This is a genomic window from Amycolatopsis nivea (assembly GCF_004522235.1).
In the GTDB taxonomy this organism is placed as follows: Bacteria; Actinomycetota; Actinomycetes; order Mycobacteriales; family Pseudonocardiaceae; genus Amycolatopsis; species Amycolatopsis nivea.
In genome coordinates, this window is sequence record NZ_SDLT01000017.1 from 146,145 (window position 1) to 157,366 (window position 11,222).

Genomic DNA, 11,222 nt, shown 5'->3' on the forward strand with positions numbered 1-11,222 from the left:
TCGACCATGGTGGAGGTCAACCTCCGATCGACGAACCACGCCGGTTGCTCCCCCGACCTGGCTCGCGAGCTACCGAATCCTCCAGCGCCGCAATCATTCCCGTCAGCGCGCCGAGGCTGACGGTCCGGACCTGGTCGCGGGTGAGGCGGTCGTGTTCGAGCCATTCCAGGCACAGGGTGTGCACGAACATCAGCCAGGACGTGAGCGCCGCGGACATGGTGGCGCGCTGTCCGCCGCTGAGGCCGGTGGCGGCGAGCATGACGTCGTGCATGGCCCGGTGGTCGCCCAGCACGATGGCTTGCACGACGGGGTCGCCGGCGAGATCGCGGTTGGCGGCCAGCACGGTGTGGCGGTTGGCCGCGAAGTAGTCCATGTGCGCGTCGAGGCCGGCGGCGATCTGGCCGGTCAGCGGCAAGTCTGGCTCGATCCGGATCTCGGCCTGCAGCTGCTCGGCGGCGCGCTGGTAGATCGCCGCGAACAGGACGCTCTTCTTCGGGAAATGCCGGTACAGCAGGGCACGGGAGACCCCGGCGCGTTCGGCGACGCGGTCCATCTGCACCTGCTCGTAGGGCAGTTCGGCGAACAGCTGCGCGCCGACGTCGAGGAGTTCGGCACGGCGCTGGTCCGGAGCGAGACGGCGGCGAGGCGGCATCGCCCCACCTTAGTTGACGCGCGTCCACTAGCGCGGTTACGCTTCGGCGGCTTAGTAGACGCGTGTGTACTAGTGGCGCGCATCCGGGACCGGGAGGCGATCATGAAGGCCGTATTACGGTGGTATCTCGTCGTTTTCGGGATCGCGTGCGCGCTGATCGCGCTGGCGCACATCCTGATCGGGCCGAGCACGATCATCGGGGCGAACACCCCGAACGCCACCCTCGACGGCGATCTGCGGTTCTCGATGCTGCTGTTCCTCGCCTACGGGATCGCCTGCGTGTGGGCCGCCCGGGACCTGGACCGGCACGCCGGCCTGATCCACCTCCTCATGCTGGTGTTCTTCGCCGGCGGGCTGGTGCGCTTGCTGACCGTCGCCTACTCCGGCTGGCCGCACTGGTTCTACGTCGCGATGCTGGTTGTCGAACTCGTCACGCCGCTGATTTATTCGCCCCTGCTGCAGAAAGCCACCGGACGCCCGGCGACCGCGGACCTCGCGGCGTTGACGCGATAGGGCTTCCCGTTGCGAACTAAGGAAAACATCATGCTGGCCGGTTTCATCGCTTACCACTATCCGCATCCGCATTACCGCGACGAGTTCTTCCGGCGGGTGGAAGGCGTCGCCCGGGTTTTCCGCAGCGCGCCCGGATTTCTGTCGGCGGATTGCTGGCTCACCACAGACGGGGAAACCATCGTGTGCGTAGCCAAAGCCGAATCTCGCGAAGCTCTCGAAGCCGCCATGATCCTGCGCCATTCGCCGCAGACCCGGCTCGCGCTCGACGCGGAGTTCGGCGAAGCGCCACCCGGGGTCGTCGACGGCACGAACACCGAACTGTTCGCGCGCCCGCACTTGGTTCACCAGCTCGTGTCGCGGTAAATCCGGCTCGTTTCCCGGTCAACGGTGAGGACAATCGTGATGAATGCGCAAGAACCCGCTCGCATCGAGGTTTTGGTAGTCGGAGCCGGTCCGGCCGGAATGGCGGCAGCGGCCTCCCTGTCCGATCAGGGCGTCGAAACGATGGTCGTGGACAAACAGGCCGAAATGATGAACACCTCACGGGCTGCGGTCGTGCACGCCCGCACGCTTGAGGTGCTCGAGGAAATCGGCGTCACCGAGGAACTCGTGGCACGCGGCATCCGCGTCTCGAAATTCACTGTGCGCGAGCACGATCGCGTGCTGCTGCACATCGATTTCGACCAACTGCCCAGCGCTCATCCCTATACCCTGCTGGTGCCGCAGGACATTACCGAGCAGGTACTGCTCAAGCGGCTGCACAAGGCAGGCGGGCAGGTGACCCGGCCCAGCGAGGTGACCGCGTTGGCGCAGGACCCCGCAGGCGTCACCGTCACCCTGACCACCGGCGAGCAGATCCGGGCCGGATACGTCATCGGCGCCGACGGGATGCACAGTCTGGTCCGCGAGCAGGCCGGCATTACGTTCCACGGCGACAGCTACCCGCAGTCGTTCGTCCTCGCCGACGTCGTCCTGACCGGCGACGTGACCGACGCGGAAGTCCGGCTCTACTTCGCCCCCGAGGGAGTCACCGTGCTGGCACCCCTGCCCGGCGGCCGGCACCGAATTGTGGCGACGGTCGACGACGCGCCGCCGCACCCCGACCGTTCCCAGGTACAGGCGTTGCTGGACACCCGCGGTCCGCGGACCGGTTCGATCGAGGTGACCGATCTGGGCTGGAGTTCGCGGTTCCGCGTGCACCACCGCCTCGCCGACCGTTACCGCGCCGGACGCGTCTTCCTTGCTGGCGACGCCGCGCACGTCCACAGTCCGGCCGGCGGCCAGGGCATGAACACCGGCGTCCAAGACGCACTGGACCTGGCCCGCCGACTGAGCGCGGTACTGCGCGGCGGCGCCCCAGACAGCACCCTGGACGGCTACGAAGCCGAGCGGCGTCCGGTCGCCGAGGAAATCGTCGCGTTCACCGACAAAATGACCCGGGCAGCCACCCTCGGCAGCCCCGCGCTGCGGGCCATGCGCAACACCGCGATGCGCACGCTGGACTGGCTGCCCGCGGTCCATCGCAAGATGGCACTGACGCTGTCCGAACTCAAGACCGGCCACTGACCCCCGCGAGTTACTTGAGGCGCAACAGATCCGGGTGGGGCTGAGAAGGCTGCGGCATCTGCTCCGCACGCAGCCCGTGGAGCTGGCCAATGGTCAGCGGAACCGAGAAATCAGCACCATATTTCTCGCCGCGCGTCTGGTGAAACTCCAGACCGTCCGGAGAAATGCCCACGCCGACAGTCGCCAAGTAGACAACGTCCAATTCGTCACTGAGCGCCAGCCAAGCGCCCGCGAAGTGCAGCACCGCTGCCTGCACGCGGACGCCGTCCACCGTCCACATCGAACGCGGCCAGCTGGACAGGTCAGCGACGCGCTCGGCCAGATGCGCCTGAACAGCCTTGCGAAGAGCGGCGCGATCCGCACCGGGCGGGGTCGGTTCGATGACGTTCAGTAGCTGCCCGAGCGCCATGCCGGGCGCACCCCATTCCAACGGCCCCGTACCCGCCGCGAACGCTCCGCGCGGCAAGGTGCCCACCAGCGCAGCCCGGTCTCCGGCATCGGTCCGGTGTCCGAACCACACCGGCGTCGTAGGCGAGTTTTCGATCGCCGCGACCCACTGCTTGTGCGGACCGGGAAAGTCCAGGTCGTACACCGGGTCGACGGCGGGCGCGGCCTGGTCGTCTGCGTTCATCCGCTCGGCTTTCACAGCACGAGATCCTCTCGACGGGGTGTGCACGCAGTAGAGCACATGCACGCGCTGAACCGCCTCAGCCAGGACCGAATGAGCAGCGCAAGCGAGCGTGGAGTCACGATGAAGCTGTCATTCAGCGATGACTTCCGCTTCCGGGGCCGTTTCAGCGGGTCAATACGACCGCGGCAAGCCGAGTGTGTGGCTCGCGACGTAGTTCAGGATCATCTCCCGGCTCACCGGTGCGATCTTGAGCAGGCGCGCCATTCCCCACAGGTGCGCGAGACCGTATTCGGTCGCCATTCCGTTGCCGCCGTGGGTTTGGATGGCTGCGTCGAGGGCTTTCAGGGCGGCATCGGCGGCGCTGTACTTCGCCATGTTCGCCGCCTCGCCCGCCGGGCGGCCCGCGTCGTGCAGCCACGCGGCTTTCGCGGTCATCAAGCGTGCGAGTTCGACGTCTACCGCCGCCTCCGCGAGCGGATGGGCCACTCCCTGGTGCGCACCGATCGGCGTGCCCCAGACCGAGCGCTCGTTCGCGTAACGCGCGGCTTTCGCCAGTGCGTACCGCGCGATACCGGTTTCGATCGCGGCGCCGCCGATTCGTTCCGGGTTGAGGCCGCGGAAAACGATGCGCAGTCCGTCGCCGACCTCGCCGATCCGGCGGTCGTCGTCCACCCGGACGTCGTCGAAGCTGAGCGTGTACTGCTTCTCCGGCGCGCGCATTTCGACCGAGATCCGGCTGCGGTGCAGGCCGTCGGCGTCCGTGGGCACGACGAACAGCGTCATTTCGCCCTGTCCGGAGTCGCCGGCGCCGGTGCGGGCCACCACGAGCAGGTTCGCGGCCTCGTCCACTCCGGAGATGTAGTACTTCGTGCCCGACAGCACCCACCCGTCGCCGTCGCGGCGCGCGGTGGTGCGCAGCTGGTGGCTGTTCGACCCGGCGTCCGGTTCGGTGATCGCGAAGACCATTTTCTCCGCGCCGGAAGCCATCGCGGGCAGCCACCGGCGCTGTTGCGCGGGCGTGCCGAATTCCTTCAGCACCTCCCCGGAAATCGCGGCGGACACGAGCAAAAGCAGCAACGGCATCCCGGCCGCGGTGGTCTCCTCGACCACGATCGCGAGTTCGGTGATGCCCGCGCCTCCCCCGCCGTGCTCCTCGGGCAGGTTCACGCCGACGAAGCCCGCGTCGCCGAGGGCGTGCCACAGCTCGTCGGTGCGCCCGTCTTCGTCCAGCACGCGCCGGAAATACCCGTCGCCGAACCCCGCGCAGATCTTGCCGACCGCGGCCCGCAGATCGGCGTGCTCGGGCGATTCGTCGAAATCCATCAGTGCCGTCCCGAGGCTTCCGTGGCCGACGCATACTGTCGGCGCAGCTTGTACTTCATGACTTTTCCGCCGACTGTTTCCGGCAGCGCGTCCACGAACCGCACTGTTTTCGGGGTTTCGAAGCCAGCCAGGCGTTCCCGCGCGAACGCGATCAGCTCTTCCTCGGTGACCGCCGCGTCCTCGGCCAGCACGACGAACGCCGCCACCCGCTCGCCCCAGCGTTCGTCCGGAACACCGATCACCGCTGCCTTCGCGACGCCTGGATGCAGGTGCAGTGCCGACTCCACGCGAATCGTCGAGACGTTCTCGCCGCCGGATTTCACGATGTCCTTGTACCGGTCGACCATTACGCGCTGGCCGCTTTCGCCGTACGAGCAACTGTCGCCGGAGTGGAACCAGCCGTCGCGGAACGCTTCACGCGTGGCCGCTTCGTCGAGGTAGTAGCCCGCGGTGGTGACGGGCGAACGGTAGACGGCTTCGCCGGGCACGCCTTCCTGTCCCTCCAGGGAAACGCCTTCCGGATCCACGATCTGCGACGCCAGCAGCGGACTGGGCGCTCCGACGTAGTTGTCCTGCGGCGCGGTCCGTTCGTACAGGTCCGGATGCTGGTCGGGCCAGAACCGGTGGCAGGCAATGGATTCCGTCTGCCCGAAGATTTCCGTGACCGTCAACTGTGGACAGTGCTCGCGAAGACCGGCGAGCACCGCGGGCGGGAGCGCGGCCCAGCCGTAGACGGCGATCCGCAGGGACGACACGTCACGCGGGTGCGCGTCGAGTTCCTGCCGCAGCGCGCCGAGCATCGCCGGGGAACCGCCCCACAGCGCGGTGCTCCGCTCGCGCTCGATGCAGTCGGCGGTCGCGACCGGGTCCGGCCGCCGGCCGATGACGGCCGAGCCGCCTGCCGCGAACGCCGCGAGGAGAAATATCTGATGGCCGACGTGATACATCATCGGCAGGAAGCTGGCGACCTTCACCGCGCCCTCGAACGGGACCCCGCGGGTGAGGGTGAGCGCGAAGCCGTGCGCGGCGAGCGTGGACGCCGCGTGCGAGCACATCACGCCCTTCGGCATCGCCGTCGTGCCGGAGGTGAAAAGGATTTCGTAGATGTCGTCGCCGTGGATCGTGGTGTCCGGCGCGGTTTCGGAGACGCCGGAGACGAAGTGCGAGAACGACTCGCTGCCTTCCGGCGCGGGTCCGCCGATTTCCACCGCCACGTCCGGAGAAACCCCGGCACCGCGCCACTGCTCCGGCGCGGCGGCCCAGATGTCGGCGTCCACGACGCACATTCGCGGCTGGACCCGGTCGATCAGGTAACGCACCACGTCTGGCGCCATGGCCGGGTTGATCGGTGCCGCGACCATGCCCGCCTTCGCGACGCCGAGCTTGAAGGCGTAGCCCTCGACGGAGTTCTCGCACACCATCGCCACCCGGTCGCCCCGGTGCAGACCCCGGGCGAGCAGGGCGTTCGCGACTTGGCTGGTGAGCGCGTCGAGCTCGGCGAAGGTCAGCCGGGCGAAGCGGGGATCGCCGAACGCGCCGGGCCAGCCCGCGATCGCGGTCGCGTCCGGGACGCTCCAGGTGAGGCGTTCGACCAGATCGGACACGCAGATGCGGTTCCAGCGGTCGTCCGCGCGGCGGTTGTAGAGGCTGGTGACATCGAAGGCCATGAAGCTCCCCCTTTGGAACTCCGCGGTGAGCACGCCGCGTGCTCGGATGCCCCTCACCTTAGAGAATCATCATTCACTAAGCAAGGGGCTCCGCGGCCGGGGTCACTGGTCCGCGGCGATCTCCAGCACGAGCTCGGCGGCGCGGGCGAGGCAGTCGAGCAGCCGGTCGGCTTCGAGGCCGACGTTGTGGAACAGGTTCGACTGGACGGCGCCGACCGCGGCGTGGACGAGCGTGCGCGCCACCGCGTCGTCGAGGTCCGGATGCGCCTCGCGGGTGAGGTGCACCCACTCCTCCAGGTACAGCCGCTGCTTGCGGCGCAGCCGGACCTGGTCCTCGGCGGGAAGGCTGCCGATCTCGTTGTGGTAGACCCGGGCCAGCGCGCGCTGGCGCACGACGAACTCGGCCTGCCCGCGCACAAGCCGCCGCAACGTCTCGCGCGGCCCGGCATGCTCGGCGAGCGCGACCTCCTGATCGGCGATGAGCCGGTCGATGATGTCGTCGAAGAGCGCGACGAGGATCGCCGCCTTGCTGTCGAAGTGCCGGTAGATCCCGGAACCGACAATCCCCGCGTCGCGGCCGATCTCGGCCATCGACACCGCGTGGTAGCCGTTGCGGCTGATCAGATCGCCCGCCGCGACGAGAATCTTCGCTCTCCGGTCGGGATCCCGCGTCCGGGTGGCCGAACGTGCCACACCCACCACCTCCAGCCTGTCGCTCCCGCCACGATATCGGCCGCGCGACGGGCACGCCGAAGCGGACCCCGCGGGGTGAACGGCGGGTCACTCAGGGTTGGCGGGATTGCGGCGGGAGGACGGGCGTGGGCGGGACGGGCTCGGGTGGAAGGACGGGCGCAACGCTGGAAGACCCACGCGGGCCGGGAAGCCCGAAGCGCCCGCCGTCGCAGCGAAGGGTTGGCCACGAAGCGCCACGCGGGCACTGGCGCGGCGAAGCTTGACCGCAAACCCACGAGCGAACGCCTGGCTTAAACCCCCGCCCGGGCCCGGCTCAGCCGCGGCGCTGCCCAGACCACTGACACTCCCCGGCGAGGGCTCGGCCGCAAACCCGCAGCGGCTACTCGGCCACATCCCGGCCCGGACCCACCTCAGCCAGGGATCTGCCCCGGTCACCGACCCACCCCAGGCGAACCGGCGAGCACTCGGCCACAACCCAGCCCCAGCTCAGCCCCGAGCCTGCCCCGCCACCGACCCTCCCCGGCCAACCGACGAACACTCGACCACAACCCCGCCCGAACCCACCTCAACCAAGGAACTGCCCCGGCCTCCAACCCTCCCCGGCGAACCGGCGAACACCCAGCCACAACCCAGCCCGGCCCAGCTCAGCGGCGAAACTGCCCCGCCCGCCGCCCAACCCCAGGCGGGCCAGCGAACGCCTGAGCCACCCGCATCCATTCCCCCGCGATATCACCGCGCGTGCGCAACGCCGTGTCCGCCACGTGCCGTCGCTGGGTCACCACCAGGCAGAAGTCCTCGGCCGACCCGGTCACCGAGTTCGGGGAACCCGGGTCGCCCCAGGTCCAGTAGCCGCCGTCCGGGGCGGTCAAGGCCACGTGCACCTCGGCGTCGGGCACTGGCCGACCCTGCGCCCGGTAGCTGTTCGGGAAGGCCAGCACTCCGATCCGCGCCACGTGTCGCAGCCGTGCGGTCGCCTCGCGGCGCACGCCGAAAGTGTCGGCGACATCCTGCCCGTGCGCCCAGGTCTCCATGATCCGCGCCGTCAGCTTCGACGCCAGGCTCATCGACGGCCCGAACCACGGCACCCGGACCGCGGGATCCGCCGCCTCGGCCGCCGCGCGCAAACGGCGGTGTTCGTCGTTCCACCAGGCCAGCATCTGCGCACCGGGACGATCCGCGTGCACCGCTCCGATGCCGTCCACATAGGACTGCAGATCTTCGAGCGAATCCCGCAGTGCGACGAATTTCTCCGGCTCGCCGACGCACAGAGCGGTGACTCCGTCGAAATGCGCCAGGTGCGCGATCTGGTCGCGAACCGTCCAGCCAGGCGCGGGCGTCGGCGCGGACCAGTCGCGGTCCGGGCGTCCGGCCAGCAACGCGGCGAGCGCGTCGTGCTCCGCCGCCAAGTCTGTCAGCAATCCGTCGATCATCGCGCCCGCCACTGCGGCGCCCGCTTCTCGGCGAACGCGCGCGGACCCTCCTGCGCGTCCTCGCTCAGATAGACCGGTTCCCAGATCCGCTCAGCCACCTCGAAGGCATCCGACCGGCCGTGCTCGGCGACCGCGTACACCATTTCCTTCGCCGCCCGGACCGAAAGCGGTGCGTTGGCGGCGATGCGGGCGACCAGTTCCCGTGTCGCGTCAAGCAGTTCCGCGCCCGGCACCACGCGGTTCACCAGCCCGATCTCGTAAGCGCGCCGGGCGCTGATCGGCTCGCCGGTCACCAGGATCTCCATCGCGACGCGCGGCGGGACCAGCCACGGCAGCGGCGCGGCCCACGGCGAGCCGCGGCCGACTTTCGCTTCCGACACCGCGAACTTCGCCTCTTCCGCCGCGATGACCAGGTCCGCGGACTGTGCGAGCAGGAAGCCGCCGCCGTACGCGCCGCCGTTCACCGCGGCGACGACCGGTTTGGCGAGCTTCAGCGTGCGGCCGGGTTGGGGCACGAAGTCCGGCGGTGGCACAGTGAGCTTGGTACTCGCCATCTCCTTCAAATCGCCGCCCGCGCAGAACGCCCGGTCCCCGGCCCCGGTCAGCACGATCACCGAAACCGCCGGATCAGCGTCCGCCTCCTCGAAGCGCGCTTTCAGGCCGCGCCGGACCGCCGCGTTGAGCGCGTTGCGCGCCTCCGGCCGGTTGATGGTGATCCACGCGGCGCCGTCTTCCACCGCGTATCGGACCTCGTCAGCCATTCTCGCCTCCCGCACCGGTTTCCTCGAGCACGATCAGCACGGTTCCGGTGTCCACAGTGGACCCTTCAGCGACCGGGACGCTGCCCACGACGGCGTCGGCGGGCGCGGTGACGGCGTGCTCCATCTTCATCGCCTCCAGCACGATCAGCTGCTGCCCGGCCCGCACCTGCTCGCCGGGCGCGACCGCCACCCGGATCACCGTGCCCGGCATCGGCGCGACCAGCGACCCCTCCAGCAGATGGTCGGCGGCGTCCGGGAACCGCGGCAGCACCGCCAGTTCGACCGTCCCGCCCGGCCAGCCCGCGTAGACGGTCGCGCCGGCCCGGTCGATCGAGAACGCCCGGCGCACGCCGTCCACGACGAGATCCGCGTGCTGCGGCGTGCAGGCGTGGATGACGACCTCGTGCGGCTCGCCGTCCACTTCGAACCGGACGTCGCGGCCGAGCCGGTAGCCGACGGCCAGTTCGCGGTCCAGGTGCCGGTACGACCGCGTCTGCAGTTGCGCGGGCGAGGACCGGAAACCCGACGTCACGTGCGGCAGGACCCGCGCCGACGCCCGTTCGTGCGCTTGCTCGGCCAGCGCGGTCGCGAGCGCCGCGGCGCGCACCACCTCGGCGTCGTCGACCTCGATCAGCGTCGAGGGCCGGCGCCGGTCGAGGAAATGCGTGTCGATCCGCGCTGCGGCGAACTCCGGGTGTTCGAGGATGCCGACCAGCAGCGCCCGGTTGGTGGTGACGCCGTGCACGCGGGCCCGCCGGAGCGCCCGGACGAGCCGCGCGGTCGCTTCTTCCCGCGTCCGCCCGTAGCCGACGACCTTCGCCAGCATCGGGTCGTAGTTGGTGGACACCACCGAACCCGACTCGACGCCGCCGTCGACCCGCAGCCCCTCGGTTTCCGGGATCTCGAAGCGGTCCAGCAGACCGGCCGCGGGCAGGAAATCGCGCGCCGGGTCCTCGGCGTAGAGCCGGGCTTCGATCGCGTGCCCGCGGATCCGCGGCTCGTGCGCCTCCGGCGGCAGCGGCGCCCCGGCGGCGACCTCCAGCTGGAGCCGCACCAGGTCGAGGCCGGTGACCAGCTCGGTGACCGGGTGCTCCACCTGCAGCCGCGTGTTGACCTCGAGGAAGAAGAACCCTCCGTCCGGCGCGACGATGAACTCCACCGTGCCCGCCCCGACGTAGCCGAGCGCGCGCCCGGCGTCCACCGCGGCCGCGCCCATCCGGGCCCGCAGCTGCTCGTCCACCACCGGCGACGGGGCTTCCTCGACGATCTTCTGGTGCCGCCGCTGGATCGAGCACTCCCGTTCGTTCAGGTGCACCACGGTGCCGTGCCGGTCGCCGAAGATCTGGATCTCGATGTGCCGCGGATTGTCCACGTAGTGCTCGAGGAACACCGTGTCGTCGCCGAACGCCGCTCCGGCCTCGCGGCGGGCCGACGCGATCGCCTCGAGCAGCTCGCCCGGTTCGCGCACCACCCGCATGCCGCGCCCGCCGCCGCCGAACGACGCCTTGACCAGCACCGGCCAGCCGATGTCGGCGGCGATGCCGAGCACCTTGTCGTCGGCGACGCCGGTCAGGTCGCGCCCGGGCAGCACCGGCACGCCGGCGCGCTCCATCATCTCCCGCGCGGTCAGCTTGCTGCCCATCGCGGCGATCGCTTCGGCGGGCGGACCGACGAACGTGACGCCCGCGGCCTCGCACGCCCGCGCGAATCCCGCGTTCTCCGAAAGGAAACCGTAGCCGGGGTGGATCGCGTCCGCGCCGACCCGTTCCGCTGCGGCCAGCACCCGGTCGGCGCGCAGGTACGACTCGGCCGGCGTAGCCCCGCCGAGCGGGACCGCTTCGTCGGCCTCGTGCACGAACGGCGCGTCGGCGTCCGGATCGGCATAGACCGCGACCGTGGCGATGCCGAGTTCGCGGCACGTCCGGAAGACCCGGCGGGCGATCTCGCCGCGGTTGGCGACCAGCACCTTGGTGATCATGTGTCCCT

Annotated in this window: 11 protein-coding genes; 3 read left to right on the top strand and 8 right to left on the bottom strand. The window is 70.0% G+C overall.

Annotated elements, in window-relative coordinates:
* Positions 1-16: 16 nt before the first annotated feature.
* A complete protein-coding gene (locus EIZ44_RS21380; RefSeq protein WP_134730724.1) occupies positions 17-652 on the bottom strand; it encodes a TetR/AcrR family transcriptional regulator in 636 nt (211 codons plus the stop codon).
* Between the two features lie 102 nt (positions 653-754).
* Between EIZ44_RS21380 and EIZ44_RS21385 the strand changes: the two genes are divergently transcribed.
* From EIZ44_RS21385 to EIZ44_RS21395, 3 genes are read left to right on the top strand one after another with little or no spacing between them, the layout of a single operon-like run.
* Positions 755-1,165, top strand: a complete 411-nt coding sequence (locus EIZ44_RS21385) for a DUF4345 domain-containing protein (RefSeq protein ID WP_037812712.1) — start codon at positions 755-757, stop codon at positions 1,163-1,165.
* Between the two features lie 30 nt (positions 1,166-1,195).
* Positions 1,196-1,528 carry an antibiotic biosynthesis monooxygenase gene (locus EIZ44_RS21390; protein ID WP_134730726.1) on the top strand — a complete coding sequence of 111 codons (333 nt, stop codon included), beginning with the start codon at positions 1,196-1,198 and terminating at the stop codon, positions 1,526-1,528.
* Between the two features lie 39 nt (positions 1,529-1,567).
* On the top strand, positions 1,568-2,731 hold the full coding sequence (locus EIZ44_RS21395; RefSeq protein WP_037812714.1) for an FAD-dependent oxidoreductase: 1,164 nt from the start codon (positions 1,568-1,570) through the stop codon (positions 2,729-2,731).
* A 10-nt stretch (positions 2,732-2,741) separates the two neighbouring features.
* Here the strand turns inward: EIZ44_RS21395 and EIZ44_RS21400 are convergent, their stop codons facing one another.
* The 7 genes from EIZ44_RS21400 to EIZ44_RS21430 all read right to left on the bottom strand — a co-directional run bounded on the left by EIZ44_RS21400 (position 2,742) and on the right by EIZ44_RS21430 (position 11,214).
* On the bottom strand, positions 2,742-3,377 hold the full coding sequence (locus EIZ44_RS21400) for a hypothetical protein (RefSeq protein ID WP_134730728.1): 636 nt from the start codon (positions 3,375-3,377) through the stop codon (positions 2,742-2,744).
* A 156-nt stretch (positions 3,378-3,533) separates the two neighbouring features.
* A complete protein-coding gene (locus EIZ44_RS21405; RefSeq protein ID WP_134730730.1) occupies positions 3,534-4,685 on the bottom strand; it encodes an acyl-CoA dehydrogenase family protein in 1,152 nt (383 codons plus the stop codon).
* Positions 4,685-6,352 carry an AMP-binding protein gene (locus tag EIZ44_RS21410; RefSeq protein WP_134730732.1) on the bottom strand — a complete coding sequence of 556 codons (1,668 nt, stop codon included), beginning with the start codon at positions 6,350-6,352 and terminating at the stop codon, positions 4,685-4,687. Before EIZ44_RS21410 ends, EIZ44_RS21405 begins: the two co-directional genes overlap by 1 nt.
* A 102-nt stretch (positions 6,353-6,454) precedes the next feature.
* Positions 6,455-7,045, bottom strand: a complete 591-nt coding sequence (locus tag EIZ44_RS21415) for a TetR/AcrR family transcriptional regulator (protein WP_199818128.1) — start codon at positions 7,043-7,045, stop codon at positions 6,455-6,457.
* 644 nt (positions 7,046-7,689) lie between these two features.
* The gene (locus tag EIZ44_RS21420; RefSeq protein ID WP_240691367.1) at positions 7,690-8,463 is read right to left on the bottom strand and encodes a TIGR03084 family metal-binding protein; all 774 of its coding nucleotides are present in this window, start codon (positions 8,461-8,463) and stop codon (positions 7,690-7,692) included.
* Positions 8,464-8,471: 8 nt separating this feature from the next.
* Positions 8,472-9,236, bottom strand: a complete 765-nt coding sequence (locus EIZ44_RS21425) for an enoyl-CoA hydratase/isomerase family protein (RefSeq protein ID WP_037819311.1) — start codon at positions 9,234-9,236, stop codon at positions 8,472-8,474.
* The gene (locus EIZ44_RS21430) at positions 9,229-11,214 is read right to left on the bottom strand and encodes an acetyl/propionyl/methylcrotonyl-CoA carboxylase subunit alpha (RefSeq protein ID WP_134730734.1); all 1,986 of its coding nucleotides are present in this window, start codon (positions 11,212-11,214) and stop codon (positions 9,229-9,231) included. Before EIZ44_RS21430 ends, EIZ44_RS21425 begins: the two co-directional genes overlap by 8 nt.
* Positions 11,215-11,222 lie beyond the last annotated feature (8 nt).